Origin of the sequence: Streptomyces sp. NPDC060027 (genome assembly GCF_042737005.1) — a bacterium.
GTDB lineage: Bacteria > Actinomycetota > Actinomycetes > Streptomycetales > Streptomycetaceae > Streptomyces.
This window is the reverse complement of record NZ_JBHWVI010000020.1, coordinates 40,682-67,404: the sequence shown is the minus strand read 5'-3', so window position 1 is coordinate 67,404 and position 26,723 is coordinate 40,682. Positions and strand designations below refer to the sequence as shown.

The 26,723-nt window shown below is 70.5% G+C and carries 23 protein-coding genes and 3 pseudogenes; 11 read left to right on the top strand and 15 right to left on the bottom strand.

The window, feature by feature from the left end; translation table 11 throughout:
- Positions 1-97: 97 nt before the first annotated feature.
- A complete protein-coding gene (locus ACFWBT_RS08060; RefSeq protein WP_385697239.1) occupies positions 98-2,710 on the bottom strand; it encodes a PA14 domain-containing protein in 2,613 nt (870 codons plus the stop codon).
- Positions 2,711-2,869: 159 nt separating this feature from the next.
- On the opposite strand from ACFWBT_RS08060, the gene ACFWBT_RS08055 reads away from it, so the two are divergent.
- The 6 genes from ACFWBT_RS08055 to ACFWBT_RS08030 all read left to right on the top strand — a co-directional run bounded on the left by ACFWBT_RS08055 (position 2,870) and on the right by ACFWBT_RS08030 (position 8,942).
- Positions 2,870-3,883, top strand: coding sequence for a LacI family DNA-binding transcriptional regulator (locus ACFWBT_RS08055; RefSeq protein WP_266764705.1), 1,014 nt, complete (start codon positions 2,870-2,872; stop codon positions 3,881-3,883).
- A 143-nt stretch (positions 3,884-4,026) separates the two neighbouring features.
- Positions 4,027-5,127 carry an ABC transporter substrate-binding protein gene (locus ACFWBT_RS08050; protein ID WP_385697237.1) on the top strand — a complete coding sequence of 367 codons (1,101 nt, stop codon included), beginning with the start codon at positions 4,027-4,029 and terminating at the stop codon, positions 5,125-5,127.
- 1 nt (position 5,128) lies between these two features.
- Positions 5,129-6,685 carry a sugar ABC transporter ATP-binding protein gene (locus tag ACFWBT_RS08045; RefSeq protein WP_385697235.1) on the top strand — a complete coding sequence of 519 codons (1,557 nt, stop codon included), beginning with the start codon at positions 5,129-5,131 and terminating at the stop codon, positions 6,683-6,685.
- Complete coding sequence (locus tag ACFWBT_RS08040) at positions 6,678-7,640, top strand: ABC transporter permease (protein ID WP_385697234.1); 963 nt, start codon at positions 6,678-6,680, stop codon at positions 7,638-7,640. Before ACFWBT_RS08045 ends, ACFWBT_RS08040 begins: the two co-directional genes overlap by 8 nt.
- Positions 7,637-8,659 carry an ABC transporter permease gene (locus tag ACFWBT_RS08035; protein WP_385697233.1) on the top strand — a complete coding sequence of 341 codons (1,023 nt, stop codon included), beginning with the start codon at positions 7,637-7,639 and terminating at the stop codon, positions 8,657-8,659. Before ACFWBT_RS08040 ends, ACFWBT_RS08035 begins: the two co-directional genes overlap by 4 nt.
- A 106-nt stretch (positions 8,660-8,765) precedes the next feature.
- Entirely contained in the window at positions 8,766-8,942 is a 177-nt protein-coding gene (locus ACFWBT_RS08030; protein WP_385697232.1) for a hypothetical protein, read from the top strand.
- A gap of 218 nt (positions 8,943-9,160) precedes the next feature.
- Here the strand turns inward: ACFWBT_RS08030 and ACFWBT_RS08025 are convergent, their stop codons facing one another.
- The 6 genes and pseudogenes from ACFWBT_RS08025 to ACFWBT_RS08000 form a co-directional block, all read right to left on the bottom strand.
- Positions 9,161-9,958, bottom strand: a complete 798-nt coding sequence (locus tag ACFWBT_RS08025; protein ID WP_385697230.1) for a lamin tail domain-containing protein — start codon at positions 9,956-9,958, stop codon at positions 9,161-9,163.
- A 540-nt stretch (positions 9,959-10,498) separates the two neighbouring features.
- On the bottom strand, positions 10,499-10,981 hold the full coding sequence (locus ACFWBT_RS08020) for a hypothetical protein (RefSeq protein ID WP_385697228.1): 483 nt from the start codon (positions 10,979-10,981) through the stop codon (positions 10,499-10,501).
- A 39-nt stretch (positions 10,982-11,020) separates the two neighbouring features.
- Positions 11,021-11,365, bottom strand: coding sequence for an ArsR/SmtB family transcription factor (locus ACFWBT_RS08015; RefSeq protein ID WP_385697226.1), 345 nt, complete (start codon positions 11,363-11,365; stop codon positions 11,021-11,023).
- On the bottom strand, positions 11,362-11,808 hold the full coding sequence (locus tag ACFWBT_RS08010; protein ID WP_385697224.1) for an SRPBCC domain-containing protein: 447 nt from the start codon (positions 11,806-11,808) through the stop codon (positions 11,362-11,364). Before ACFWBT_RS08010 ends, ACFWBT_RS08015 begins: the two co-directional genes overlap by 4 nt.
- A 105-nt stretch (positions 11,809-11,913) precedes the next feature.
- A pseudogene (locus ACFWBT_RS08005) lies at positions 11,914-12,266 on the bottom strand (hypothetical protein).
- Between the two features lie 132 nt (positions 12,267-12,398).
- Complete coding sequence (locus tag ACFWBT_RS08000) at positions 12,399-12,932, bottom strand: putative immunity protein (protein WP_385697222.1); 534 nt, start codon at positions 12,930-12,932, stop codon at positions 12,399-12,401.
- Positions 12,933-13,078: 146 nt separating this feature from the next.
- Here ACFWBT_RS08000 and ACFWBT_RS07995 point away from each other — a divergent pair, with 146 nt between their 5' ends.
- On the top strand, positions 13,079-13,411 hold the full coding sequence (locus tag ACFWBT_RS07995; protein ID WP_385697220.1) for a deoxyxylulose-5-phosphate synthase: 333 nt from the start codon (positions 13,079-13,081) through the stop codon (positions 13,409-13,411).
- Positions 13,412-13,546: 135 nt separating this feature from the next.
- Here ACFWBT_RS07995 and ACFWBT_RS07990 read toward each other — a convergent pair whose 3' ends face one another.
- Together ACFWBT_RS07990 and ACFWBT_RS07985 are read right to left on the bottom strand one after the other, a co-directional pair.
- Complete coding sequence (locus ACFWBT_RS07990) at positions 13,547-14,629, bottom strand: MerR family transcriptional regulator (RefSeq protein WP_385697218.1); 1,083 nt, start codon at positions 14,627-14,629, stop codon at positions 13,547-13,549.
- Positions 14,630-15,187: 558 nt separating this feature from the next.
- Complete coding sequence (locus tag ACFWBT_RS07985; RefSeq protein ID WP_385697216.1) at positions 15,188-17,197, bottom strand: serine/threonine protein kinase; 2,010 nt, start codon at positions 17,195-17,197, stop codon at positions 15,188-15,190.
- Between the two features lie 377 nt (positions 17,198-17,574).
- On the opposite strand from ACFWBT_RS07985, the gene ACFWBT_RS07980 reads away from it, so the two are divergent.
- Entirely contained in the window at positions 17,575-19,776 is a 2,202-nt protein-coding gene (locus ACFWBT_RS07980; protein WP_385697214.1) for an FUSC family protein, read from the top strand.
- Positions 19,777-20,036: 260 nt separating this feature from the next.
- Here ACFWBT_RS07980 and ACFWBT_RS07975 read toward each other — a convergent pair.
- The 3 genes and pseudogenes from ACFWBT_RS07975 to ACFWBT_RS07965 form a co-directional block, all read right to left on the bottom strand.
- A pseudogene (locus ACFWBT_RS07975) lies at positions 20,037-20,186 on the bottom strand (DUF1963 domain-containing protein); the annotation flags it as partial.
- Between the two features lie 257 nt (positions 20,187-20,443).
- Positions 20,444-20,767 (bottom strand): annotated as a pseudogene (locus tag ACFWBT_RS07970) (DUF1963 domain-containing protein); the annotation flags it as partial.
- Positions 20,768-20,950: 183 nt separating this feature from the next.
- Positions 20,951-21,988, bottom strand: a complete 1,038-nt coding sequence (locus tag ACFWBT_RS07965) for a LysR family transcriptional regulator (protein WP_385697212.1) — start codon at positions 21,986-21,988, stop codon at positions 20,951-20,953.
- A gap of 187 nt (positions 21,989-22,175) precedes the next feature.
- On the opposite strand from ACFWBT_RS07965, the gene snpA reads away from it, so the two are divergent.
- The gene (gene snpA, locus ACFWBT_RS07960; RefSeq protein WP_385697210.1) at positions 22,176-22,871 is read left to right on the top strand and encodes a snapalysin; all 696 of its coding nucleotides are present in this window, start codon (positions 22,176-22,178) and stop codon (positions 22,869-22,871) included.
- Between the two features lie 165 nt (positions 22,872-23,036).
- Here the strand turns inward: snpA and ACFWBT_RS07955 are convergent, their stop codons facing one another.
- From ACFWBT_RS07955 to ACFWBT_RS07945, 3 genes are read right to left on the bottom strand one after another with little or no spacing between them, the layout of a single operon-like run.
- Positions 23,037-23,591: a TIGR03086 family metal-binding protein gene (locus ACFWBT_RS07955; protein WP_385697208.1), complete on the bottom strand. Its 555-nt coding sequence runs from the start codon at positions 23,589-23,591 to the stop codon at positions 23,037-23,039.
- 26 nt (positions 23,592-23,617) lie between these two features.
- Positions 23,618-24,130, bottom strand: a complete 513-nt coding sequence (locus tag ACFWBT_RS07950; RefSeq protein WP_385697206.1) for an SRPBCC family protein — start codon at positions 24,128-24,130, stop codon at positions 23,618-23,620.
- The gene (locus tag ACFWBT_RS07945; RefSeq protein ID WP_385697204.1) at positions 24,127-24,489 is read right to left on the bottom strand and encodes an ArsR/SmtB family transcription factor; all 363 of its coding nucleotides are present in this window, start codon (positions 24,487-24,489) and stop codon (positions 24,127-24,129) included. Before ACFWBT_RS07945 ends, ACFWBT_RS07950 begins: the two co-directional genes overlap by 4 nt.
- 298 nt (positions 24,490-24,787) lie before the next feature.
- Between ACFWBT_RS07945 and ACFWBT_RS07940 the strand changes: the two genes are divergently transcribed.
- Together ACFWBT_RS07940 and ACFWBT_RS07935 are read left to right on the top strand one after the other, a co-directional pair.
- Positions 24,788-25,672 carry a 3-oxoacyl-[acyl-carrier-protein] synthase III C-terminal domain-containing protein gene (locus ACFWBT_RS07940; RefSeq protein WP_385697203.1) on the top strand — a complete coding sequence of 295 codons (885 nt, stop codon included), beginning with the start codon at positions 24,788-24,790 and terminating at the stop codon, positions 25,670-25,672.
- Between the two features lie 438 nt (positions 25,673-26,110).
- The gene (locus ACFWBT_RS07935) at positions 26,111-26,683 is read left to right on the top strand and encodes a hypothetical protein (RefSeq protein WP_385697201.1); all 573 of its coding nucleotides are present in this window, start codon (positions 26,111-26,113) and stop codon (positions 26,681-26,683) included.
- The last annotated feature ends 40 nt before the right edge of the window (positions 26,684-26,723 follow it).

Here is a 26,723-nt window from a genome sequence, read left to right as displayed (position 1 = left end):
CTCCTGTACGGGGAGGGCGGACCGTGCCGGCGACCCGTCAGCGGGTCGGGGCGAGGCGCGCGGTGCGGCGGGGAGGCGTGTGCCGGGCGCCTCGCCGTCAGGAGCAGCCCGCCGGCGTCGGCTGTGACGCGTCGTGGATCAGCGCGTCGTGGGCGGCCTTCAGCCGCTTCACGTCGGGCTTGACCACCTCGCGGTCGTACGTGACCAGTCCGTTCAACTCTCCTTCCACGTCCGAGATCTGGGTGTAGACGGCGCCGTTGCCGCCCTTGCAGGCGAGCTTGTGCACCTCGGCGAGGCGGGCCAGGTAGTCGTCGGTGTACGCCGAGGGGTCGACGTCGACGTAGGACTGCTGGACGGACCAGGCGTGTCCGGGCACCGCGAGTCCGAGACCGCCGTACTCGCCGCTGACCAGGGCCCGTTTCCCGTCGGGGTTCGGTGGCAGCGCGGGGCTCGGGTAGCCGTGCTCGTCGATGATGTCGCCGGTGCCGCCGTCCACGCCGAGGTTGATGCCCGACATGGAGTTGATGAGGCGCGTCGGGTCCCAGGCCTTGGCCTGGTCGGCGATGCGGGCCTCGTCGTACTGGCCCCAGCCCTCGTTGAAGGTCACCCACATGACGATCGACGGGCTGCTGATGTGCTCGTCGATCATCTGCTTCATCTCGCGCTCGTACTCGGCGCGGGACGCGGCGTTCGGGTTGACCCCGGCGGTCATGGCGGGCATGTCCTGCCAGACCATCAGGCCGAGGCGGTCCGCCCAGTAGAACCAGCGGTCGGGTTCCACCTTGATGTGCTTGCGGACCGCGTTGAAGCCCATCTCCTTGTGCATCTTCAGGTCGTACGCCAGGGCCTCGTCGGTCGGCGCGGTGTGCAGGCCGTCGGGCCAGAACCCCTGGTCGAGGGTGGCCATCATGAAGACGGGTTTGCCGTTGAGGACGGTGCGCGGGGTTCCGTTCACCCGTTCCACGGCGATGGACCGCATCCCGAAGTAGCTTCCGACCCGGTCGGCGCCGACGCTCACCTTCAGGTCGTAGAGGAAGGGGTCGTCGGGCGACCAGAGGTGCGGGTCGGTGATCTTCAGGGTCAGCGGCTGCCCGGTTCGGCCGGTCACGGTGGCGACCTCGCGGTGTCCGGCGTACGCGGTGGCGGTGACCGTCACTCCGTCCCGGACGCCCTGCGGTTCGACGGTGAGCCGGCCGTTCTTGACGTCGGGCGTGAGCTTGAGCGAGTCGACGTGGTCGGCCGCCACCGGCTCCATCCACACCGTCTGCCAGATACCGGAGGACGGGGTGTACCAGATGCCGCTGGGGTCGAGGCGCTGTTTGCCGACCGGCGGGTTCTCGCCGCCCTGCGCGTCGGTCGGGTCGTAGACGCCGACGATCAGTTCCTGGGTGCGGCCGGGCTTCAGCGCGGCGGTGATGTCGGCGCTGAACTTGTCGTAGCCGCCCTGGTGTTCGGCGACCCTGGTGCCGTTGACATAGACCTCGGCCCGCCAGTCGACGGCGCCGAAGTTGAGCTGGAGGCGCTTGCCGGAGCCGACCTTCCAGTCGGACGGGACGGTGAAGGTGCGCCGGTACCACATACGGTCCTCGTGCCGTTCTATGCCGGAGAGCTGGGACTCCACGGGGTAGGGCACGAGGATCTTCTCGGCGAGCTTCTTGCCCACCGGCGGCTGCTCACCGGCCTCGGCGGCGGCGAACTGCCACGAGCCGTTCAGATTGCGCCACTTGTCCCGGGCCAGCTGCGGCCGGGGGTACTCGGGGTGGGCGTTGCCCGGGCCCACGTCGTCCGCCCACTTCGTGCGCAGCTGATGTGTGGAGTGGTTGGGGCCGCTGCTCCAGAAGGCGTTGACAACGTTGCCGTTCGTGCCGGAGAGGCCGCCCTTGCCGTCGTAGCGGAGGTCGGCGGTGCCACGGGCGGTGCCGGTCTTGTTGCCGACGACGGGTTCTTTCAGCCCGACGAGGAGGGACTTCGGGTCGGCCGGGTCCAGTTTCGCCGAGGTCAGGGGCCACTTGGCGCCGCCGATGACGGCTTCGACATGATCGGTGAGACCGGCCGGCGGCGCGGTCAGCGCCTGGGCGAAGTCGAGGCGCAGGGTACGGCCGTCACCCTGGACCGTGGTCGCGATGGCGCCGTCGTAGGCGTATCCGTCGGGCAGCCGGAGGGCCGACTGCGGGACGGCCGTCCTGGTGCCGCCGGGCGGGGTCCAGCGCAGATGGAGGTTCGAGCCGCCGAAGTGCTCGAAGTACTCGACCTTGATGTCGTAGGTCTGACCGGCCGTCAGGTCGACTGGCTGGGAGGTCTGTTCGCGGTCCCAGTCGTCGACCCAGTGGTCGATGGCGAGATGTCCGTCGACCCACAGCCGGAAGCCGTTGTCGCCGATGATCGAGAAGGTGTGGGCGCCGGTCTTCTCCGGGACGATCCGGCCGGTCCAGCGGACGTTGACGTCGTCCGACTGTCCGGTGGCGAAGTCGAGTCGCGGCTCCAGGTTGTCGAAGTCGAGGTGGGTGTCTAATCCGGTGGCCTTCAGCTCATGGAAGTCGAAGGCGCCGGGGGCGGACTGGGTGTAGTACTCGCCCTTCAGGCCGTGGACTTCCACGGGGTCGTCGGCGGCCGTGGCGGCCGGGGCCGCGGTGAGCCCCGCGAGGCCGAGCACCGCGACGAGCAGGAGTGCCAGTTGGGTTCTGATGCTTCTGGGGTTTCTGATGCGCACGGATCCTCCTTGGCTGAGGAAGGGTGGCGGCTCGTTGCTTCAGTCTGTACAACGTTGGAAGGAATGGGAGTTGGCATCACAGCACGGGTCCCGGCCTCTGTCCAGGGTCATGACAAACGCCCAGGTGACGGGGGCGCACATCGATGAAGAGGAGCTCCCTTGCGGGTCAGCCTGAAGGACGTCGCCGAGCACGCAGGCGTCTCGATCAAGACGGTTTCGAACGTCGTGAACAACTATCCGCACGTCACCCCGGCCATGCGGGCACGGGTTCAGGAAGCCATCGACGAGCTGGGCTACCGGCCGAACCTCACGGCGCGCCACCTGCGCAAAGGGCGCACCGGCATCATCGCCCTCGCCATCCCCGAGCTGGGCAACCCGTACTTCGCGGAGCTGGCGGGGGCCGTCATCGATGCCGCCGCCGAGCACGAGTTCACCGTGCTTCTGGACCACACGCGCGGCGACCGTGAGCAGGAAGTGCTGGTGAGCCAGGGTTTCCGGGCCAACGTCATCGACGGCCTGATCCTCAGCCCGCTGGAGCTGGAGGCGGAGGACCTGCGCTCCCGCGCGGACGACGTGCCGCTCGTGCTGCTCGGCGAGCGGGAGTACGAACTTCCCTACGACCACATCGCGATCGACAATGTGGCGGCGGCACGCAGCGCGGTACGCCATCTGCTGAGCCGCGGACGCTCGCGGATCGCCTACCTGGGGGCCCGCACGGATTCGGCCAACCGGCCCGCGCATCTGCGGCTGGCCGGCTGGCGCGAGGAGTTGACGGAGGCCGGGGTGCCCGCGCCCGATGAACTGGTGGTGCCGGTCGGCGGCTGGGACCGCGACGAGGGCGCCCGGGCGATGGCCCGTCTGCTGGATTCCGGAGTGCGCCCGGACGCCGTCTTCGCGTACAACGACCTGGTCGCCATCGGTGCGATGCGGGTGCTGCACGAGCGCGGTCTGCGGGTGCCGTGGGACGTGGCGGTGGTCGGCTTCGACGACATCGAGGAGGGGCGGTTCGGCGCGGTCACGCTGACGACAGTGTCGCCGGACAAACAGGCCATCGCGCGGATGGCGGTGGCCTCCCTGCTGCGCAGCCTGTCGGGCCGGACGGAGCCGGGCGGACGTGAACTGACCGCGGATTTCAGGCTCGTTGAACGCGAGAGCACCCTGGGGCGGCGCTGACGAGATTTCGGACGGAAGGCTTTACAGCCTCCTTCCAACGATGTAAAAACCTCCCCGGAACGACGTGTACACCGAGTTGACCGCAAGAGCCGATCATCCCCGGGAGCGCTCTCAGCGCCGGGGCCGCGCCGTTTGGGGACTCCATGAAGCCGATCGCACCACGTCATCGCACCTCCGCCAGGACCCTCCTCGCCACCGGCCTCATCACGAGCCTCGCGCTCGTCTCCGGATGCGCGAAGTCGGAGGACGACTCCGCCGACCAGGACAAGAACTCCGCCGGCCAGGGCGACTCGGGACAGGTCGTCGCCTCACCGTCCGCGGGCTCCGGACCGACCTGCGCCATCGACGCCTACGGCGCCAAGAAGATCGACCTGAAGACCGCCACCGTCGGCTTCTCCCAGTCCGAGAAGGAGGCCAACCCCTTCCGGATCGCCGAGACCGCGTCGATCAAGGCCGAGGCGGACAAGCGGGGCGTGAAACTGCTGACGGCCAACGCGCAGTCGCAGTTCTCCAAGCAGATCAGCGACGTCCAGGACCTCATCGCCAAGGGCGCCGACCTGCTCGTGATCGCGCCGCTCAACTCCGACGGCTGGGAACCCGTCCTGCGCTCGGCGTCCGCCAAGCACATCCCGATCATCACCATCGACCGCAAGATCAACGCCACCGCCTGCAAGGACTATGTGAGCTTCATCGGCTCCGACTTCGTGGAGCAGGGCAAGCGGGCCGCGGACCGGATGATCGAGGCGACCGGAGGCAAGGGCGACATCGCGATCCTGCTCGGCGCCGCGGGCAACAACGTGACGACCGAACGCACCAAGGGCTTCGAGGACCGCCTCAAGGAGAAGGCTCCCGGCCTCAAGATCGTCTTCAAGCAGACCGGTGAATTCGCACGGGAGAAGGGCCAGTCGGTCACCGAGAACCTCATCCAGTCCAAGCCCGGCATCACCGGGATCTACGCCGAGAACGACGAGATGGGACTCGGCGCGGTCAACGCCCTCAAGGGGGCCGGCAAGAAGCCGGGCGCGGTGAAGATCGTGACGATCGACGGCACCCGCAACGCCGTCCAGGGCATCGTCGACGGCTGGATCGACGGCGTCGTCGAGTCCAACCCGCGCTTCGGGCCGCTCGCCTTCCAGACCCTGGACACCTTCACCCAGGGCGAGAAGGTCGCCCAGGACATCGTGATCCAGGACAGCGCGTACACCGAGGCCAACGCCAAGTCCGACCTGGGCAAGGCCTACTGACATGTTGTCGGTGAACGGCCTGTCCAAGACCTTCCCCGGCGTCAAGGCCCTGTCCTCGGTGGACTTCACGGCCCGCGCCGGGGAGGTGCACGCCCTCATCGGAGAGAACGGCGCCGGCAAGTCGACCCTCATCAAGGTCCTCACCGGCGTCTACCGGCCCGACGAGGGCGAGGTGACGTACGACGGCACCCCGGTCCATTTCGCCACGCCGCTCCAGGCTCAGCACGCGGGAATCTCCACCATCTACCAGGAGGTCAACCTCGTCCCGCTGCTGAGCGTGGCCCGCAACCTCTTCCTCGGCCGCGAACCGCGCAACCGGCTCGGCCTGATCGACTTCCGGCGCATGCACCGGCAGGCCGACGAGGCCCTGCGCGAGCTCGGTCTGCGTGTCGACGTACGCCGGCCACTGCGCGAACTGGGCGTCGGCGCACAGCAGATGGTGGCCCTCGCCCGAGCCGTCTCCGTCGACGCCCGTGTGGTCGTCATGGACGAACCGACCTCCTCGCTCGAACCCCGCGAGGTGCGGACCCTGTTCGGGGTGATCCGGATGCTCCGCGAGCGGGGCATCGCGGTGATCTACGTCAGCCACCGGCTCGACGAGCTGTACGAGATCTGCGACGCGGTCACCGTGCTGCGCGACGGCAAGGTGGTGCACACGGGCCGGATCGCCGAACTCGACCGCCTGCGGCTCGTGGCGCTGATGCTGGGGCGGGAGATCGCGGACGTACGACAGGACGGTCTGACCAAGTTCGCGGGCAGCCACGACACCGACGCCGAACCCGTCCTGGAGGCACACGATCTGACAGCGCGTCACCAGCTGGACGGCGTGTCGGTCTCCGTGCGGCCCGGGGAGGTGGTGGGGCTCGGCGGACTGCTCGGTTCGGGCCGCACCGAGACCGCGAAGGCCATCGCGGGCGCGCTGCCCACCGACTCCGGGCGGGTCGTGGTGGCGGGCGTGCGCGTGCGCACCGGCTCGACCCCCGCCGCGATCCGCGCCGGCATCAGCCTGCTCCCCGAGGACCGCAAGGCCGAGGGCATCGTGCCGGGCCTCTCGGTCCGCGAGAACATCGCGCTCGCCGCGCTGCCGGGCCTCTCCCGCTTCGGTCTGGTCGACGAGGCACGCATCGACCGGATCGTGGAGACGTTCATGAAACGGCTGCGGATCAAGGCCGCGAGCCCCCACCAGAAGGTGGGCGAACTGTCCGGCGGCAACCAGCAGAAGGTCCTGCTGGCCCGCTGGCTGGCCATGCAGCCCAAGGTCCTGATCCTCGACGAGCCGACCCGGGGCATCGACGTCGGCGCCAAGGCGGAGGTGCAGAAACTGATCGACGAACTGGCCGACGACGGACTCGGTGTCCTGCTCATCTCCTCGGACCCCGAGGAACTGATCGAGGGCAGCGACCGGGTGATCGTCCTCAAGGACGGCGCGGTCGTAGAAGAACTGACCGGCGACGCCGTCACCGAGGACCGGCTGATGCGCGCCATCGCCGCCGCACCCGCCGTCCCCACCACGACGGCTACCGGCACGGGCACCGGCCCGGGAGGCCACGATGACTGACCTGACGCTGGGCCGGGTGACCGCCGACCGCGACCGGCTGCTGCGCCTGCTCCAGGAATACGGCGTCTACCTGGGGGTCGTGGTCCTCTTCCTGGTGAACACCGTGTTCACGCCGCACTTCCTGTCCACCGAGAACTTCCGCACCCAGGCGGTCCAGGTCGCCCCGGTCCTGATCGTGGCGCTCGGCATGGCGCTGGCGATCGGCAGCGAGGGGGTCGACCTGGCGGTGGGCTCGGTGATGGCCCTGTCCACCTCGCTGCTGTCCCTCTATCTCGGCTACGGGCCCGGCATCGCCATCCTCATCGCCCTGGTCGGCGGCGCCGTGATCGGTGTCGCCAACGGCTCGCTCATCGCCTTCGTCGGCGTCCAGCCGATCGTCGCGACCCTCGCCCTGATGGTCGCGGGGCGCGGACTGGCGCTGGTGCTCCTCCCCCAGCTCAAGGACGTCCGCGACCCCGCCATGGCGGAACTCGGCGCGGGCGACGTGCTGGGCATCCCGTACGTCGTGCTGATCGCCGTCGCCCTCGCCCTGCTCGTCGCCTTCGTCGTGCGCCGCACGACCTTCGGCCGCCAGCTCCTGGCCATCGGGGACAGCCGCCCGGCGGCCCGGCTCGCCGGACTGCCGGTGCGCCGCGTACTGATCCTGGTGTACGTCTGCTCCGGCGTCCTCGCGGCCGTCGCGGGCGTGCTCGCCACCGCCCGCCTCACCGCGAGCGACCCGACCTCGCTCGGCAACCTGATGGAACTGTCGGCTATCACCGCGGTCGTGGTCGGCGGCACCCCGTTGAGCGGAGGCCGGGTCCGCATCGGCGGCACGGTCGCCGGCGCGGTCCTGATCCAGTTGCTCACCACCACGCTCATCAAGCACGATCTGCCGCCGTCGTGGACCCAGATCGCCCAGGCCGTGGTGATCGTCCTCGCCGTCTACGCGGCACGGGAACGGGGAAAGCGATGACGACCGACGTGGACACTCCGGCACGCGCGAAGAACACGGCCGAGGCCGAGGTGTCCGGCTCCGGCCGCTCCGAGCGGGTCAGCGCCCTCGCCCAGCAGCACGGCGCCCTGGTCACCCTGATCGTCGCGATGGTCGCGGCCTCCCTCAGCTTCGACACCTTCCTGACCGGCGACAACCTGGAGAACATGGCGCTCTCCTCGGCGTTCCTCGCCGTGGTCGCACTCGGCATGACCTTCGTCATCGTCACCGGCGGCATCGATCTGTCGGTGGGCTCGCTCTTCGCCCTCGGCGGAGTCCTGGCGGCCTGGGGATCGCGGTACGGAACAGCGGTCGCCCTGCTGCTGCCGCTGGTGGTGTGCGGACTGATCGGCCTGGTCAACGGCCTGCTGATCGCCCGCTCGCGCCTGGCCCCCTTCATCGTCACGCTGGCCGCGATGCTGGGCGCCCGGGGCATCCTGCTCTCCGTCACCGACGAGGGCTCCAGGACGTATCTCGTGGACAAGGAGTCGTTCTTCGCCAGGCTCGGACAGGGCACGCTGCTCGGTATCGGCGTGCCCGTGTGGATCACCGTGGCGCTCTTCGTGCTCGGCGCGGTCGTGCTCCGGCGCACCCGGTTCGGCCAGTACGTGTACGCGGTCGGCGGGAACGAGGACGCGGCGGCGCTGATGGGCGCGCCCGTGGCCCGTACGAAGATCTCCGTCTACACGCTCTCCGGGCTGTGCGCGGGGCTCGCCGGAGCGCTCAACGCGGCCTGGCTGGTGTCGGGCGTGACGATCCTCGGCTCCGGCATGGAACTGGAGGCGATCTCCGCGGTCGTCATCGGCGGCACCCTGCTCACCGGCGGGTTCGGCTTCATCAGCGGATCGCTCGTGGGTGTGCTCCTGCTGAAGGTCATCCAGAACGTCATCAACCAGATCGGCTCCCTGGACTCCGCGTACCAACAGGTCGTCAGCGGCGCCTTCCTGGCCGTCGTGGTCATCGCACAGACCTGGCTCGGACGCAGACGCCGGGTGCTGTGAGGGCCGCGGCCCCGGCGCCGTCGTGGACGGCCGCGCCCCGTCGCGGGTCACCGAACCACCGCGGGTCACGCCGAACCACGAACGCCGGCGTCCTCACACCCTCGTCATGGCGACGCGCCAGGCCCGGATGCCCGCCGGGTCCAAGGTGATCTCGATCGTGGCCGGCTCGATGGAGTCGACGCGCAGCGCGTCGGCGAACGCGTCCGCGATGTCGTCCCGCGTCAGCCGGTGCGGACCCCTGGCCCCGGTCTACGGCTCACGGTCGCCGCTGAAGCAGACATGAATTGACTTGCACCTCGGGCTGAAGCCCGAGGTGCGTCCGTCCGCGCTCGAACGCAGAAGACCCGCACCGTGCGGTGCGGGTCCTCTGCGGTGATTCCGTCCTGCGGGCCCCTGGTTCTCACCAGGTCCGATCGGGCCCGTGACTACACCCGGTCATCTCCACGTCCTGACCGGATGCTGTCCGCGTCCACCCTGAACGGGTGTGCTTTCAGGCGCTGTTCAGCCCCGGACGGGGCCCCGGCCCGGACCGTGACCCTGGCCCTGACCCTGGCCCTGACCCTGACCCTGGCCCTGACCCTGACCCTGGCCCTGACCCTGGCCCTGGCCGCGGTTGTCACCGTGACCCCGGTTGTCACCGTGCCCGCGGTTGTCGCCGTGACCCCGGTTGTCACCGTGACCCCGGTGGTCGCCATGCCCGCGGTTGTCGCCGTGACCCCGGTTGTCACCGTGACCCCGGTGGTCGCCGTGACCCCGGTGGTCGCCGTGACCCCAGTGGTCGCCGTGGCCACGGTTGTCCCCGTGCCCACGGTGGTCGTCGCGTCCGTGGTCACGGTCGTGGTGCCGGCCCCAGGAGACGTTGTCGACGAAGCGGCCGCGCTCGGTCCTCAGCGTGGCGGTGTCGGAGCGGTTGTCCCACACCTCGGCACGGCGGTCCTGGTAGACGTCGCGGCTGGTGTCGCGGCCGTAGCCGGTGTGGACACGGACGGTGGAGCGGCCGGCCAGGTAGTAGTGGTGGAACGTGTAGCGGTTGCCGTCCTCGTCCGACAGCGTCCAGCCGTTCAGGTTCACCCAGCGGCCGTTCGAGTTGGTGATTTCCACCCACTCCGCGTTCAGGGAACGGCTGGAGCGGTCGTCAAAGCCCGGCGCGTCGCTCTGGACCCTGCTGATGGCGACGTGCGTGCGCTCGTGGCGCGGCTCCGCGGCGGAGGCCGACACGGCGGCCGAGCCGACCAGCGTGCCGGCGGCGAGGACCGCGGCCGCCAGACGACGGGCCGTGACAGACGTGGAAACGGACATGAATGCTCCTCAAGGTTCGAGAGCAGGCACACCCTGAGCAGCGCCCCTCTGTAGGGAACTGCGTGGTGCGACCTTGTGCGACTCCCGGCCCGGTGGCCGAGGACTCATAAGTTCCTCCTCGTCCCGGCCTGATACGAGCGACACTCGACCGCTGTTACCGATTGAGAACATTTCGGTTACAGACGCCTGTATCCGGCCTTTAATAGCCGAATACAGAAGAGTGAGGGACTGTCATCCTCAACTCCCTTACTCCTGCAGCATCTGGTCTATAAGTGGGCATCCTGCACATCGGCCCACTTCGTGCGCCCGTCACCCGAAAGTGAGTAACAGGCTTCCGCCCCCGGCCGACCGGAAACAGGTACGCCACGCCTCGGCAGGGCCACCTGACAACGCCTCAGGAGCAGGAAGGGCATGGGGATCCGAGGCGACATCACACAATGCGTGCCGTTTTCACCTCACTTGCACATTCCCGTCAGATAGTCGGACCCCCGAATGGTCGGCAGCCCCGCCCGGGCACACCCTGGGGCGTCGAGGTGACGGTCAGGCTCGCCCGGGGACAGCGACGCGAAGGTCCAGGAGTTGCTGGGCGTGCCTGGGCACGTGGTCCTCGGCCAGGCCGTCGACGAGGGCGGCAAGCGGAACCGGCTGGTCCAGCACGAGTGCGTCGCCGGACAGGAGGAGCGAGGGCACCAGAACCGCCGCGACCCTCTCGCCGAGCCGGTCGGCGATGTCACACAGGACGGTGGCCTGACTCCGCAGATGGGCCGTCAGGTCCGCCCTGCCCGCGTGCTCGGCGATGATCCGCTCGAGATTCCATGGGTCGAGGGAGACGCGGTTGTCGAAGGTCGGGCGCGAGCCCGAGACGACGCCGAGAGCGACGGCCGCGATCGCGGCGTCGACGCTGAGGAGGTGAGCCAGAATCTGATCGGCGTTCCATCCTCCGTCGTCCGCTTCACCGAGGTCGGGCCTGGCCGCGATGTCGAGCAACTTGTCGTAGGCGGCACGAAGCCCTGTCGTGTCCATGGATGCTTCCTCTCAGTCGGGCCGATGTGAGCGCGACGCCTACTCCCCCGCCTCGGCGACACGCTTGATGTTCGCGAGCCGCCGGTCCCAGTCCGCCGCGAGCGCGGCCATCCACCGGGCGGTCGCGTCCAGCGCCGCGGGCCGCAGCGCGTACCGCACTTCACGTCCGACACGGCCGCCGGAAACCAGTCCTGCGGCGTCCAGGACGGCGAGGTGCTTGACCACCGCCTGCCGAGAGACAGGGAGTCGTTCGGCGAGGGTCGTCGCGGTGGCCGTGCCCTGTTCGGCCAGCAGATCGAGCAGTTGACGTCGCGTCGGGTCGGCCAGAGCACCGAGGACGCTATCGACATCCTCGGCAGCGCCCTCGGCCTGTTCCTCCCTCACGGCGACGTCTGTTCGGCGCGCTTCTTGAGCGCGTCGAGTTCCAGGGGCCAGCCCGCGCTATGGTCCTTCAGGTTCTGGCCGCGCAGTTCCTCGGACCCGGCCAGTGCCGCGAATCCGCTCTCCACCACGCGCAGCCGCGTCCGGTCGCCCTCCTGAGTCAGCGTGAACTCCACGAGGGTGCTGTTCTCCTCGCGCAGCTCCTCCCCGGGGAAGGCACTGGTCCAGCGGTAGGCCAAGTACGTCGGCGGCTGAACCTTCTCCACGCGTACGGGGAAGTCACCGTGCTCGGGGTTCTTCGCCACCATCGACTCACCCTCCTTCGCCACGGTGCCGGGCAGGCTCGCCTTGTCGGCGACCCAGAAGCCGGGTTGGGCGACCAGCGACCAGACCCGTTCCAGGGGTGCCTCGATCAGGGTTTCGCGTTCGATCCGGTCAGCGCTCATGAGGGGACTCCTTCATCGCCACGATCAGATGCAACTCCAGGGTTGCACGACGACTCTCGTAGTGCAACCCGAGAGTTGCACTACGAGAGTGTGGAGCCCCGCCGGTCAGCGGAACTCGTGCACCAGCTGGATCCTGCCGACGATGTGGGCGTTGAACTCCTCCAGCTCCTCAGCGGGTACCCACAGCTCCAGGACGGTGCGGCCCCCTGCCTGCCGGACGGGGTACCGGCGCAGGAACTCCGAGTCGACCTCGAAGCGGGTGACGAACCGGCACCGTCGTGCTTGACGTTCCAGTCCCTCGCGATCTTCACCGCGTAGTCCTCGTTGAGGACGGGGTAGAAGATCGGCTGCGCGGGAGGGCGGGGTGGCCAGGCGCTCCAGTCCAGCGCCCGGACGAGGTCCAGTTCCGTGGGGCCGGTCGGGCGCCACAGAGTCGTCGTCGCGCGCGGACTGTTCATGGGCGTCACTCTCTGGACGTGGCAAACCGCTGGTGCGGTCGGCCGGGATTGCAGACCGTACGACAACACCGGCGCGACAGCCACGCCGTTTCCGAGCGTCGAGACGCGGCCGGGCCGACGGTCGGACCGCGCTCAGGAGCGGAGTGCGACGTCGAGTTCACGGATGAACGCTCCCACGCGCCCGCCTCCGGGAGGGGCCGCGGGCAGTCGGCCGAGTACCGCGGTGACCGCCGGCGGTGCGTGGTGGCGCGCCCATTCAAGGGTCCCGCCGACGACGCTCGGGTCTTCTTCGCACGCCAGCTCTTCCGCCCGTGCCGCATGCGCCGCCGCACCGAGGATGTGTTTCACCTGATGGGCGCTGGCCTTGGGATGGAGATACGCGGCGGCTGCCGCGTGACTCGCCGCTCGTGCCGCGTCGGCCGCCGCCGGTGAAGCGGCTTCCTGCGCCGCTTTGTACGCCGCCCACGCGGCCTCCCGCAGAGCCCCCGTGCGCCGGCCGCCCCCAGCGAAGTCGTACGCCGCGCCGATGGCGTCGCGAGGGCGTGTATCAGCGGGAAGAGCCCGCTCGAAGATCGACAGTGCCCTCCGCGCACCGTCGGCCGCGTATCCCGCGATCTCACGAAGTTCGTGTTCGCACAGCTCGATCCTGTCCGGCTCACCTGTCACGGCCCCATCCTGCCGCAGGTCTCGGGACCGTCCTCCCCGGCTGCCCGAACGACACCCCCTAGGCCCGTTCGGGGCGACTTGACGCCTTGATCGTCGCGGCCCGGAAACAGCGTGCTTTCTCCCGGTGCGCTGCCTACCCTGGCACCATGACCCACGCGAAGACCTCGTACGTCTGCCTGCCGTGCCAGGCTTCGTACAAGCAGCCGTACGACGCATATCGGACGGAGTGGATCTGTCCCCGCTGTGCCGAGCCACTGATCCACGTCGGGTCGGCCTTCGCTCCGCCGCGGCGTCGGGACACCGCGGCCTGGCGGACACTCTCCGTCCTGCTCCACGCGGGCGTCCGGTTCCACAAGAGCTGCTGCGGCGGGCCCGGTTATCGTCCGCGCACCCTGCGCGAGGTCCGCGAGCGGATGACGTACGCCCGACGCACCGGTGAGCCCTTCGCCAGGGCACTCGTGAGGCCCGACATCCCCTGACGCCCGGCACGGCCCTGTCGCGGGCGCATGTTCCCGCTCCCCACCCGCGATGCCCTGGACGTCCGTGCTTCGGCGCGTTCAGGAGCCGGCGCGCGACCGCCGCCGGGTCCTGCGCGTGGGGCCCGGGGCCTGTGCTCAGGTGTCCAGCCGGACCGGCATCAGCATGGAGAACGTGTTCTCGTCGTCGGGCCGTCGGATCGCGATGGGCGCGGTGGGAGCACCGACCTCCAGGATCAGTCGGTCCCGGGCTCCTGCGGCGAGCGCGTGCAGCAGGAACTCACGGTTGACGGCGACCTGCTCCTGGTCGTCGTCACCGTCCTCGCCCAGGGTCACCGTGCCGTCGGCCGTCACCTTGAGCACACTCAGGTCGGGAGCCTTGTCGTCCGGCCCGCCTACGTCGCTCGTACGGACGGGACCGGTCCGCACCGCCTCCTGGAATGCCTCCGCATCGACGAGGGCGCGGCGTCCGGCCGGCAGGTGGACGAGGCGACGGTAGTCGGGGAAGTCGTGGTCGAGGCAGTGGCCCGCCGCCTGCCTGTCCCCGGACTCGAGCGTCACGCGGTCGCCGTCCACGGCGAGTTGGACTTGTTCCTCACCACTGAGCAAGGCGCGCATCGCGTCGGCCAGCGCGGAGGGGACGATGACCTGCGCGCGGGATTCGGCGTGCCCGTCGGCGTCGGCGCGCGCGACGGCCATCCGGTACCGGTCGGTGGCCACGACGTGAAGGGTCCCGCCGTCGACGTCGAACAGGACACCGCCGAGCATCGGCAGCTCCGGGTCGGTGCCGACGGCGAAACGGACCGCGTCCAGCGCGGCGGCCAGCTCCGGCGCGGAGACGGTCAGGCGGGCGGCGGCGGTGCGGGGCAAAGACATGGGTTTCTCCCTGCGTTCGAGGAGTGCTCGGAGCGTGGAGAACTCGCTGCGGGCATCGGACAACCCCGCCTCAAGACGGCGCACATGCGCCTGAAAGAGCCTCAGCACGAGGTCGGTGTCCGCGCTGGACCAGCCCGCGAGCATCAACCGGATGTCCGCCAACGGCATACCGGCCCGGCGCAACCGGGCCAGCAGCCGGGCTTCGTCGAGCTGCCCGGGGTCGTACCAGCGGTAGCCGCTCACCGGATCCACCCAGGCAGGGACCAGCACACCGCCACGGTCGTAGAACCGCAGGGCGCTGACGCTCAGTCCGCTGTCCCGGGCCATCTCACCAATGCTGCGCATCTCGCTCTCCACACCCGGAACTCTGAGCCCTCGACCAGGTCGAGGGTCAACCTCGGTCGGACAGGCCGTTCTCCCACCCCGCAGCCGCCGGCGCCCACTGAGTATCAGTCCGTCCCACCGCACGACGCCGCCGGCCGCGTCACCGGATCGCCCTTCGTCTGCTTCTCCCAGATGATCTCTTCGGACGGAGCAGCGATGCGACGCCAGGTCTCCACGTCAAACGGAGCGAACCGGCCCTGACCCCAGCGCAACCACGCCCGTCCATCGCGGGCCACGAAGGAGGCGAACGCGAACTGATCAAAGTGCAACCGGGAGCCGGGCGGTGGCGGGGACACCTTCGCTTTCGGTGACCCCCAACCACGGCAGAGGTAGACCGCCCGCATGAAGGGCACGGGGTCCGGTGAGCGGTTCAAGACATGGAGTCTCCAACTCGTGTCGTCGGTGTCGTCGGCCCGGTCCACCCACAGGGACACGGCCATCGCCTGCGCACGTTCCTCTTCTCATGGTCCTCCTGCGACCGGCGAGCACAGGCGGCCAGTGATCATTGCCCGGCCGCGATCAGGCCGGGCAGTCGGCCGATGTCTCCGCCGTGCCCCAACGGATCATCAGGTAGCCGGAGCCGCCTATCTCCGCCACGGCATAGCGGGAGTACGGCCACGTCTCGCCCGCGCTGCCCTTCTGCTTCGCCAGAGCCCGGCACGCCTCGCCCGCTGTCATGGCCGCCCAGGTCTCGACCTGCTTCTGGTTCCAGGCGACATAGTCCGACCACACATACATCGTCGAGTTTCCCGGGTCGAAGCCCACCTTGAGCTCCTTGTTGCCCAGCAGGCGATCGGTGCCGAGCGTCGTGCGCATCCCGTTGGTGCGCTCGATGATCTTCCTGGCGGCGCGGTCCGCGACCCTGATCTCATCGCCGTCGGTGCTGGGAATCATGGCCTGGCCGAGCCCCTGGTCGTCCGGCTGCCAGTCCTGCCCGGCGTCGGCGGCCTGCCCGGTGTCGTCGTCGGCGGCCGACGTGCACCGCGCGTCGGTGCGGAAGTCGTCGTACCACGTCACCTGCGGGTCCCGGCCCGTCGGTTCCTTCACCAGGACATAGGTGCGGTACGGCAGATCCGGGTGCAGGCGCAGAACGACATCCCGCAGCGTCCGGCACATCAGACCGGCGACCTGCGTCTCCGCGTACATCGTGCCCTGCTCGTCGGAGGAGAGCCGGTACGAGAGGTAGACCTCCCGGCGCGACGCGCGGAACCTGACGGTCTTCGGGGAGAAGTCGATGCCGTCGCCGAGTTCCTGGACGAGAACACCTTGGTCGTGCAGGACGGCACGCGCCACGTCGTGTTCGCCCTCGCCCTGGGCCGTCCGTGCCGCGGCCCAGCTCGCCGCACCGGCCGGGCCGTCGCTCGCGGTCTGCTTCCGCCTCTCCGCCGTGCTTGCCTTCGCGCTCGCCGCGGACGGTCCCGGGCCCGCGGTCGAGGAGGACGGCAGAGCGGAGACCGTGGCCGGGGTCCGGTGCTTGTCCCCCTCCGTCCTGCCGGGCGTCAGGGCCACCACTCCGCCGGCCAGGCCCCCGATGACCGCTGCCGCGACAACCACCATGCCTGCCCACGGTCGTCGTCGGCCGCTCGCGGGCACGGGCCACACCGGATCGTTCCCGGTGGGTATGTCCCAGACGGCTGTGACTATGTCCTCGGCCCGCGTGAACAGCGTCTCGGCGCGCACCACTTGGGTGACCTGGGAGGCCAGAAGTTCCACGCAGTCCTCGGCGGCGTCGGCGGCCGAGGGACGGCTCTCGGGCTCCTTGGCCAGGGCTCGCCGCACGATCTCGCGCAGGGGCGCGGGGACGCCGTCCAGGTCCGGATCGCCCGACATCACCCGGAACGCGACCACGTCGGGGGCGCCGGTCCCGAAAGGCGTTCTTCCGGTGGCCGCGTAGGCCACGAGCGCTCCCCAGGCGAACACGTCGCCCGCGGGCCCGGTGGCTCCCGTGCGGTACTGCTCGGGGCTGATCCAGCCAGGGGTGCCGGTCATGACTCCGGTACGGGTGACGCTGGTGCCGTCCGCGGCGTGCGCGATCCCGAAGTCCAGGACGTGCGGGCCGGCGGGCGTGAGGATGACGTTCTGCGGTTTCACATCGCGGTGCACCACGCCGACGGCGTGGACGGCGGCCAGCGCCTGCGCGGTGGCGGTCGCGAAGGCGTACAGACTCGCCCCGGTGAGCGGTCCGTGCGCGAGCACCTGCTGGTTCAGCGTCGGTCCGGGTACGTACGCGGTCGCGAGCCAGGGTGTCGCCGCGTTCGCGTCGGCCCTGAGCAGGGGGATCAGGTACGGGCCGGCGACACGGGAGGACAATTCCACTTCGCGCCTGAACCGGGCCCGGAACTCCGGCTCTTGGGCCTGCGCGGGATGAATCACCTTGACCGCCACACGCGTTCCGTCGGGGGCGACTCCGGCGTGGACGGTACCCATGCCCCCGGCGCCGAGGCGGCCGATGATCCGGTACGGGCCGATACGGGAGGGGTCGCCGGCATGAGCCGGCTGGACTCTTCCGGAGGAGCCGGTTTCGCTCACAGATGGTTCCTTCGTGCGGGACTGAATGCCTGAGCAGACAGCGATGTGACAGGTAGTCGCGGATCAGCTTCGAACCCCACTAGGCCTTTTGGGTGACCGCCCGTCCGGATGCTATGCCCTGTCCTGCCGCGTGGGTAGAGAAAACCCCTGCCCAGCGGCGGTGTACCCGGCCCCGTCCGGCCGGATGCCGGACGGGTTTCCGCGAGGACGCTCCGGCGCGTGTGAGAACTGCGGGTCACCGGACCCGTGGGAGCGTGCGCCGGGCCCACCGGGCAGGGACAGGGCCCGGGAGGGTCGCGCTGCCCGTGCCCCGGTCCCGGCCGACAATGGACGTACGGCGGGGACGGCCCCGGGGAGGCGCCGGGGAAGGAACGTGCATGCCGAAGCGGCCCCTCTCGCCCGCTCGCGTACGGGCCGCGCGGCAGTCCGCGCGGGTCACGGTCGCGGCCGCCGCGGGCTTCTACCCGGCCCTGTACTGGCTGGACCGGCCGATCGCCGCGATCTACGCCCTCTTCGCGGCGATCTCGCTCGGGGTCCTCTCCCCCGTTCCCGGCGGCGGCCGGGACCGGGCGCGTACCGTCCTGTTCGCGCTGCCGGTCGCCATGGCGCTGACCGGCCTCGGCACCGCTCTCGCCGTGACGACCGGCTCCGCCGTGGCGGGGACGCTGGTGGTCGGCTTCACCGTCTCCTTCGCCGCCGCCTACGGGCCGGCTCCGGCGAGTGTGGTCCCGGGGCTGCTGCTCTTCTACGTGCTGGCCTGCTTCCCGCCGTACGCGCCGGACACTCTGCCGCAACGACTCCTGGGCGTGCTCGCCGGTGGCGTTCTGCTGGTCGTGTGCGAGTTGCTGGTCCTGCCCGCCCCACCCTCGCAGCCCTACCGCGCTCGGGTCGCCGCGGCGCTGGACCTCGCGGCCGCCGCGGCGCTCGCGGCCGCGCAGGGGCACCGTCACGGCTCCGAGGCCGCACGGCGTCTGCGCCAGGAGGGGCTGGCCCTGCGCCTGTCCCAGGCGCCACCGGCCTCGCGCCCCACCGGGGCGGGCCGCACCGCCCGCGGACTGGCGCAGGCCGGAGCCGCGACACGGCGCGTACTGGACCAGCTGGCCCGGATGGCCGAGCGGCCCGAGTCCGCGCCGGTCGGCGATCCGCCCTCCGAGGCGCTGCTGCGCGGAGTCGCGGCCGGATGCGCCGCTACGGCGGGCGCTCTGCGCGGTGCGCGGGCCGTTCCGGGACCCGAGGGCCTGGAGGAGATGGCCGCCGACTTCATCGCCGTACGCGGGCGCCCGTCCGGTACGCGGGCCGGCACGGACGGCAAGGCGTCGCCGCGGCTGCTGAGTCACCGGTCCGGCGTCCTGTCCACGGCGGCCTCGGCCATGACCGCCCAGGCCGCAGTCGCGGTGGCGATCGGAGGGCGCCGCACCTCGCCGGGCCTGCCGCACGAGCAGTTCTGGTACGCGGAGCCGCCCGTGCGACGGCTCCTGGTGCTGCGGCTGACCGGCAATCTCACCCTGCGCTCGGTCCTGTTCCAGAATGCCGTGCGCACGGCCCTGGGGCTCGGCGCGGCCCGTCTCGTGGCCGGAGTCCTGGATCTCTCGCACGGCTTCTGGGTGCTGCTGGCGGTGCTGACGCTGGGGCGCACGACCGCGGGGGCGACGTGGTCCACGGTGCGCTCGGCGGCACTCGGCACGCTGGTGGGCTCACTCGCCGCCGGGGCGCTGCTCTTCGAGGCGGGCGGTGCCGTCGACGTCTACGCCGTCGCGCTGGTCCCCGCGATGTTCGTCGCCTTCTCCGTGGGACCGATCGCCGGACCTGCCTGGGCGCAGGGGCTGTTCACCCTGGTCGTCGCCGCCGCGTTCAGCCAGCTCGCTCCGCCCGACTGGCGGCTCGCGGAGGCACGGCTGCTCGACGTCCTGACGGGCTGCGCGATCGGACTGGTGTGCGGTGTGCTCGCCTGGCCCGCCGGAGCCCGTGGCGAGGTTCGGCGCAGTGTCGCGGAGCTGCTGCGGGCGGTGGCGCCCCTGGTGCGGCTCACCGTGGTCACCGCGGTCGGCGCGCCCGGCGATCCAGGGCCTCGGCGCGCCGCGGCGGAGGAGGCGCTGCGGCTGACCCGGCACCGGCTCCGTATCGCGGAGGCCGCTTACGCGCAGTACCGGACGGAGGGGGGCCGGCATCCCGTCGACGGCGGACCCGACTGGCATGTGGCGCTCAACTGTGCCTCCCACGCGGTGGTCGGATCGCACTGGCTGCCTCGGCAGGAGTACGGTCCGGCGCCGCCCGACGCGGTCCGGTGGGCGCGGGACGCGGTCGGGCAGCTGGCCGCGGCGATGGACCGGGCGGCCGCGCTCCCGTCCGGTGATGTACGGGCGCGGCCGACGCCCCTGCCGCCCGAGGTCGTCTCCACGGCCCCGGCTCCCGTACTGCCCATGCTGGTCGACATCGACGGCTGGCTCCGGACCCTCGCGGCGGACCTGACGGCGATCGCCGGAGACGGGAACGTACCGGACGAGCGTCCTCCGGTCGCGGGCGGCGGGCCGGAGACGAGCGGCCGCCAGGACTCGGGTACCGCGTCCCGGGCCGGTTGACGCCGCCCGCCGGTGCCGCGTCCTCGCCGCGGTCCGCGTCCCTCCGGAACCGGACCGTCGAGCGAGCGCCGCTGATCCTCGTCGGCGCGGCCTCTCTCTTCCCCGGAAGGGCAGGCACAGAGTGCTCTCGACACCGCGGAGAAGGCAGAGGGTGCCCCGGAATCCCCACCGGCAGGCCACCCGGCCTCAGCTGCACTGCCAGTGAACATGGCCCGGTCGAAGCGTCGTTCGGCCAGATCGTCCGGGCGGATCAGCCAGTACAGGGCACCGCCGTCGCCCCACATCATCTCGGCGGCGTCGTCGCTGCCGAACTGGGCGAGCAGCACCCACTCGCCGATCTCGGCGTCGAGAGCGGGGTCGCCCCACGACACATCCCCGTCCATGACCGCTTCCGCCACCTCGATCTCCACCGGGTTCTGTATCGAGTGGGGAAGACCGCCGATCTGATGGCCCGCCACGTCGTCGAACTCCCAGAGGGCGTCGAGGAATTGCTGCGCGCACACCGGATGGTCGTACCGATTGCCCAACCGTGCCCCAGGGGCGAACGCCTCACGGATCCGGGATGCCAGGGCTCGGCCGCGGTCAGACCCGGCCGTGCGGCGAGCGGAATCCTGGGGTGGGCCCGGAGACCGGCGGGCGTGTCACGCTCCCCCGATGTCTCATCGGCCGGCGTGTACAGGACGCGCGCTCCGGCCCAGCTCTCCCGGTCCTCGGCGAGCACGAGCGCCTCGCCGTCGTCCAGTTGACCGTCGAAATAGAAGAACGACAGGGTCCCGTCGGCCGGCAGCCCGAGGTCCAGGGCGTCCGTGGGCAGCAGGGCACAGTCCACTGAGCCGACGAACGAGAGCGGCCCATGGTCTTCCCACTGCGGCCACTCCAGATGTGCCGACAGCTTCGGCGAACCGCCCAGGTGCCCGACGGCCACGGCCGAGGGCCCGGCCGCCTCCAGGCGGACAGCCGGACGGAGCAGGCGGACCCAGCGCTCCGCCATCTCTGCGGACAAGTGCTGGTGGGCGAGGGTGCTGAGGGCTTCGGAGGATCCGTGTGTCATGCGTTCGATGATGCCCCGCCCCACTGACAGCCGGTTCATCAGCCCGCTCGGACAGGGATCGGCCGTCTGCCGGGCCGTCTCCTGACGCGCGAAGATCGGTCACAGGCCCCCGGACTCACCGAGTCAGCGCACGGCTCTGCCCGTGCCGGTACCGTCCGTCGTGAGCACCCGCTCGGGCGTCACCCGCGTGTCGGCGGTCCCGGGTTCACGCAGGACTCGCGTGGCCTCCGGGGTGCCCGAACGCTTCAGCCATTCACGGTAGGCCGGTGCCTGACGGGCCGCCTCCCAGTAGGCGTCCACCAACTCGTCGTATCCGGTGTCGAGTTCGGCCTCCGAGCGGGCGGCGAGCAGCAGTCGTACTCCTATCGGGTCGCCCTGCAGAGGCCGGACGACGACATCGGATCGCGGGCGCGCGGTGGGCTGGCTGACCGTGACGACCTCGCCGGTGGCGGCCAGGGAGTACGCGGTGAGGTAGTCGCCGTGCAGCATGTCGGGTTCGAGCCCCGCGTCGCGCAGGACACGGCAGAGTGCGTCCCACTCGCCGTCGACCGTGGAGTCCACCATCCAGTGGTCGTCGGCCAGGTCGGCGAGCCGCACCTCGGACCGCTCCGCCGCCGGGTGGTCGGCGGCGAGCGTGACGAACTGCGGTTCGCGTTCGACCAGGACGCGCAGACGGAGCCCGGACGGGATGCACAGGGGACTGCCCTCGACCTCATGCACGAAGGCCAGTTCGAGCCACCCCCCGGCGACCATGCGCAGCAGGGAGTTCGCGGAGACGTCCATCCGGAGTGTGGGTTCGGTGCGGGGAACACGGGCACGCAGCCGGCGCAGCCAGCCGGGCAGGGCACGGCTGGCCGTGGCCCCGATCCGCAGTGTGTACTCATCCCTGGCCCGGGCCACCGCCGCCCTCGTCTCCGTGACGATCGCGGCGAGTTCGGCGACGAGGGGTCTGGCGCGGCTCAGTACCGCGTGGCCCAGTGGTGTGGGGCGGCAGCCCGTGCCCGCGCGGACGAAGAGCTGCGCGCCGAGTGCCTGCTCGATGCGGCGCAGTTGGGTGCTCAACGAGGGCTGTGCCACGCCGAGTTCACGGGCCGCCTTGTGCAGGCTGCCCGTGTCGGCGATGGCGCACAGGGCACGTAAGTGCCTCACCTCGAGCTCCATGCCGGAAGGGTAGGGGGACGCGGAGCGGCGCACCAGATGTTCAAAACGCGACGAAGCCTGACGAGTCGGCTCCCCGATAGCTCCGCGCTATCCCCGAATGCCATCATCCGCCACCCCCTTGGCCTACCCGAGACTCCTGCTGAACCAATCGTTCACCACCCCACACGAACGAGTAGGAGCACCCCACATGCTGTCCTCCCGCATGAAGTCGAAGGCCTCCAGGAGACTTCTGGCTCTCACGCTCGGTCTCGGTCTGGCCTCCGCCGCGCTGGGTACCGCGGTCCCGGCGAGCGCCAAGTCTGCCGACTCCGCCCCGGCCGGTTCCACCTCCGCCACGACGGCCCGGTACACCGGCTCGGCCGAAGAGACCGCCGGCAACAAGGCGTTCTTCGACGCCGTACTGAAGTCGGTCGCCAAGAAGCAGGCGGCCAACCCCTCCGTGCAGTCGGTGACCGTCTACTACAACGCCTCCCAGGCGCCGACCTTCCGCTCCCAGATATCGAGTTCCGCCTCGATCTGGAACAGCTCCGTGTCGAACGTCAAGCTCCAGGCGACCTCGAGCGGTGCGGACTTCACCTACTACGAGGGCAACGACTCGCGCGGGTCGTACGCCTCCACGAACGGCCACGGCAGCGGCTACATCTTCCTCGACTACGCGCAGAACCGGCGGTACGACTCGATCCGCGTCACCGCCCACGAGACCGGTCACGTGCTGGGTCTGCCGGACCACTACAGCGGTCCGTGCAGCGAGCTGATGTCGGGCGGCGGCCCGGGCACGTCCTGCACCAACCGCTACCCGAACACGGCCGAGCGCTCCCGCGTCAACCAGCTCTGGGCCAACGGCCTCGCGAAGGCCCTCGCCAAGCTGGAGAAGGCTCGCTGACCCAGCGCCCCGCACGTGTGTCGCGCGCTACGCGCCGCACACCCGGGTCGAGCCGGTACGGGCCGTGGTGTGACGCCACGGCCCGTATCGGGTTCGTCCGGGTACCGGCTCACCGCCCGACCGGGACACGACCCGTCCGGGCGGCGAGCCGGCCGGTCGCGTCGCTCAGGGCTGACGTCCGATGAAGGCGAGCAGACGCGTCTGTACGTCAGCGCTCTCGGGGACCTCGACCCGCGGCCCGTACTGCCCGCTCTTGCGCAGCACCTCGTCGAGCGGCAGCATCCCGTCGAGCAGTTGGGCGCACTTGCCGGGGTCGAGGCGCTCCTCCTGACCGCTGGCCCGCGCCAGGTCCCAGGTGTGCATGAAGACATCGGCGGTGTAGAAGCGGTCGACCGCCTGGTCCAGCGGAACCTCTCCGATGTGCGGGTTCGACAGCGTCTTCCCTGCCGTGGCCGGATCGTCGAGGAGTGCCTGCACCCCGTCGCTGTGCACCGTCCAGGCCGCCACCGGATCGTCGTCCACCGAGGGCCCCTTCGGCAGTTCGACCCCGGAGCCGGCCTTCAGGAAGTCCGGGAACCACTCGACGAGATGGCGCACCACGTCCCGGGCGACCCATCCTTCGCACGGCGCAGGGTTGTCCCAGGCTCCGGGGCGCACTCCGCGCACGCGGTCCGTGAAGAGCCCCGCGACGGTGCGGTGTTCATCGGCTGCGCTCGTCATGATCTCAAGCCTTCCGTCTCGGTCCGTCATGCCGCGTCGCCGCCCGGGTGGCCGGCGAGCAGTTCGTCCAGCCGCTCGTGTCCTTCGCGGACGCCGCGTTGCATGCCACTTCTGATCATCGAGTCGCGGGCCTCGATGGAGCCCATGAGGGATGTGGTCGTGACCCGGGTGCGGCCGCCGAGGTCCTCGAAGACGGTTGTCTCCAGGCTGACGCCGTCCGGGAAGCCGTCGAAGGCGAAGGTCTGCACGATGCGCTCGTCGCGGCGGACCTCGTGGAACACGCCGCGGAAGCCGTACTCCGTGCCGTCGTCCTCGCGGTGCACATAGCGGTACGAGCCGCCGCTGTACGCCTCGTACACGTCGATCCGCATGGTGAGCCGACGGGGGCCGAGCCACTGGACGACGAGTTCAGGATCGGTGTACGCCCTGAACACGCGCTCCGGAGAAGCGTCGAACTCCCGGGTGATGAGGATGGTGGGCAGCGCCGGGTCGGCGGCAATCTGCGTCTCGTGCCGTCGGTTCGCCTTCGCGGTGCTCACGACGCCTCCTTCTTCTTCGTGGTGCCCTTCACCGGCTGTTCCTCCATCCGCTCGAGGACGGCATCGAGCCGGCGGAAACGGTCCTCCGCCTCCCGGCGGTAGCGTTCGATCCATCGCGTCATCAGGTCGAAGACCTCGCCCTCGAGGTGGCAGGGCCGACGCTGCGCGTCCCTGCTCCGGCTGACCAGACCGGCGTCCTCCAGAACCCTGATGTGCTTGGACACGGCCTGCACGGTCACGTCGTAGGGCTCGGCCAGTTCGTTGACCGTGGCGTCACCGGCGGCCAGCCTGGCCACGATGTCGCGCCGGGTCGGGTCGGCCAGAGCGGAGAACACCCGGGACAGCCGGTCGTCGGACACCTCTCACCTCACCTATTCAACCAATCGGTTGAATAACCGTACGGCTCGGTCCGCGCCTTTGTCAACCGATCGGTTGAATGACAGCGGTCGGCCGTCAGCCCGGACGGACGACACGCTCCCGCGTGACCGGCGGTCACGAAATCCCCGCACGAAGCGGCCCGTGCAACACGTTCAACAGGTTCCGCGCACCCGGACCGTTGCCCACGGTGCGCGGACCCGGTTGTCCCACCCGGAGAGGGTCGCTCCCCGGGCGTCAGCACGACGCCTGGAGAGGCGTGTCAGATTCACGGACCGGCCGATGCCCGCCATGGCGCCGCAGCTGGCGACCCGTCTCGGCCTCGGCGACGTGGCGGCATGGGACGTGAACGCCGCGTGCAGCGGGTTCCTGTACAGGCTGGCCACGGCCTCAGGCGCGTTGCTGGCCCACTGCGCGGACCGGGTTCTCCTGGTGGCGGCCGATGTGTACTCCACACTCCTCGACCCCGACGACCGGTCCGCCGGCATCGTCTTCGGCGACGGCGCCGGAGCGGTCGTGCTGCACCGGGGCCGGTCCGGCGAGCCCGGAAGCGTCCTCGCCTTCGACCTCGGCAGCGACGGATCGGGCGACGAGCTCATCGAGGTGCGCGGCGGCGGCGCCCGTGAGCGGTCGGCCCCGGACGACTTCGGTCCCGGCGACCGGCATTTCCGGATGCGAGGGCGCGAGGTGTTCCAGCACGCCGTGACCCGGATGACGCAGTCCTCGCAGGCCGTACTGAAGCACGCGGGCTGGTCACCCGACGACGTGGACCGCTTCTGCGCCCATCAGGCCAACGCCCGGATCGTCACAGCGGTCGGGGAGCGCGTACCGGTCCCCGGACCACGCCGGGTGACGAACATCGACCGGGTCGGCAACACCGGCGCGGCACCCATCCCCATCGCCCTGGCCGACGCGGCATCGAACTCCTCTCCCCCATCCCCCCATGACCCGTTCACCGTCTCGACCCGTCCCGGAAGGACGTATCAACCATGCCCCCGGTCCAGAGTGTCCTCACCACCGTGCTCGCCGAGAAGTTCGAGGTCTCCCCCGAGAGCGTCCTGCCGGACGCCACGCTCGAACGAGGAGCACGAGACCGCCAAACGCACCACCGTCGGCGCGCTGGTGGCCGTGCTCCACTCCAAGCGTTCCGAGCGGGATGCCCTGTGACCACAGGCGCGCACCGGCACGAAGTCGTCGTCACCGGCCTGGGGTTGATCACACCGGCCGGGGTCGGCAGGGAGGCCACCTGGTCCCGTGTCCTGGGGGGCCGTGCCACGGCGGCCACCGATCCCGAACTGAAGGGCTGCCCGGTCGACTTCTCCTGCCGCATCCCCGAGATGTCCCCCGAGCAGGGGCGCATCGGTGGTGGCAAGGCCTGGCTTCCCGGCCGTTCGCCCCGGACCGCGACGGCTTCGTCATCGCCGAAGCGGCCCGGGCCTGGTGTGGTGTCCATCCACACGCAGGGCCTGGCCGTGCTGCGTACGGCCCGCACCACCGGTCCGGTACCGCAGTCCAGGTCGGATGCCGGACATCCCGCTGACACGGCGACGGCGCGCGTGACAGGGTCGGCGGTGATCGAAGACAGCAGCGGCGAAGGGGGCTTCCGTGGACACGCAGACGTGGGACACGCTGGTCAGCTCGATGAAAAGCACCTATGTCAACGGAGTGGGCGAGGGCGCGGTGCCCAGGCCGGTCATCATGCCGTTGGTGCGAGGCGAGCTGGTCGGGCTCATCTGGGTCCGCCCCACCAAGCCCGGCGCCGACACGCTGACCGGTATCGCGGCACTGTCGAACATCGCCGCGGCGGCCTGCGCGGACGAGGTCGTCCTCGCCTGGGAGACCCATGACCTCGCCACCGGCGGCGGGCTGCCCGTCGTCGGCCCCGCCCCTTGCCTGAACCTGGTCCACGCCACCCCGGACGGTCATGTGCTGCATCAGTTCCCGTACGAAGAGGAGCGCCCGTCCCACGGCTCCGAGGAAGGGGCCACGACCGCTCTCGACTGGAAGCCGGCTCCCGCACCCCAGCCGGGCGGCGAACTGCCGCCACCCATTCGGGCCGCCGTCGACTACGCCTTCACCCCGATGGAACTGGACCACCCCAACCCCTTCGGCGTCACCGTCGTCCTGATGGAGGAGGACGGCTACACCGTGCGGCTGACCGACAGCTTCGACCACTGATCGTGCGGGGCCGTCGCCCGGGGCATGAACGCGGGGGCAT

Bases quoted from the DNA above. Each gene is read 5' to 3' on its own strand.
- ACFWBT_RS08050 (WP_385697237.1), top strand. From the start codon at position 4,027: ATGAAGCCGATCGCACCACGTCATCGCACCTCCGCCAGGACCCTCCTC.
- ACFWBT_RS08045 (WP_385697235.1), top strand. From the start codon at position 5,129: ATGTTGTCGGTGAACGGCCTGTCCAAGACCTTCCCCGGCGTCAAGGCC.
- ACFWBT_RS08040 (WP_385697234.1), top strand. From the start codon at position 6,678: ATGACTGACCTGACGCTGGGCCGGGTGACCGCCGACCGCGACCGGCTG.
- ACFWBT_RS08035 (WP_385697233.1), top strand. From the start codon at position 7,637: ATGACGACCGACGTGGACACTCCGGCACGCGCGAAGAACACGGCCGAG.
- ACFWBT_RS08030 (WP_385697232.1), top strand. From the start codon at position 8,766: ATGGCGACGCGCCAGGCCCGGATGCCCGCCGGGTCCAAGGTGATCTCG.
- ACFWBT_RS08025 (WP_385697230.1), bottom strand. From the start codon at position 9,958: ATGTCCGTTTCCACGTCTGTCACGGCCCGTCGTCTGGCGGCCGCGGTC.
- ACFWBT_RS08020 (WP_385697228.1), bottom strand. From the start codon at position 10,981: ATGGACACGACAGGGCTTCGTGCCGCCTACGACAAGTTGCTCGACATC.
- ACFWBT_RS08010 (WP_385697224.1), bottom strand. From the start codon at position 11,808: ATGAGCGCTGACCGGATCGAACGCGAAACCCTGATCGAGGCACCCCTG.
- ACFWBT_RS07995 (WP_385697220.1), top strand. From the start codon at position 13,079: ATGACCCACGCGAAGACCTCGTACGTCTGCCTGCCGTGCCAGGCTTCG.
- ACFWBT_RS07990 (WP_385697218.1), bottom strand. From the start codon at position 14,629: ATGCGCAGCATTGGTGAGATGGCCCGGGACAGCGGACTGAGCGTCAGC.
- ACFWBT_RS07980 (WP_385697214.1), top strand. From the start codon at position 17,575: ATGCCGAAGCGGCCCCTCTCGCCCGCTCGCGTACGGGCCGCGCGGCAG.
- ACFWBT_RS07965 (WP_385697212.1), bottom strand. From the start codon at position 21,988: ATGGAGCTCGAGGTGAGGCACTTACGTGCCCTGTGCGCCATCGCCGAC.
- snpA (WP_385697210.1), top strand. From the start codon at position 22,176: ATGCTGTCCTCCCGCATGAAGTCGAAGGCCTCCAGGAGACTTCTGGCT.
- ACFWBT_RS07955 (WP_385697208.1), bottom strand. From the start codon at position 23,591: ATGACGAGCGCAGCCGATGAACACCGCACCGTCGCGGGGCTCTTCACG.
- ACFWBT_RS07940 (WP_385697203.1), top strand. From the start codon at position 24,788: ATGCCCGCCATGGCGCCGCAGCTGGCGACCCGTCTCGGCCTCGGCGAC.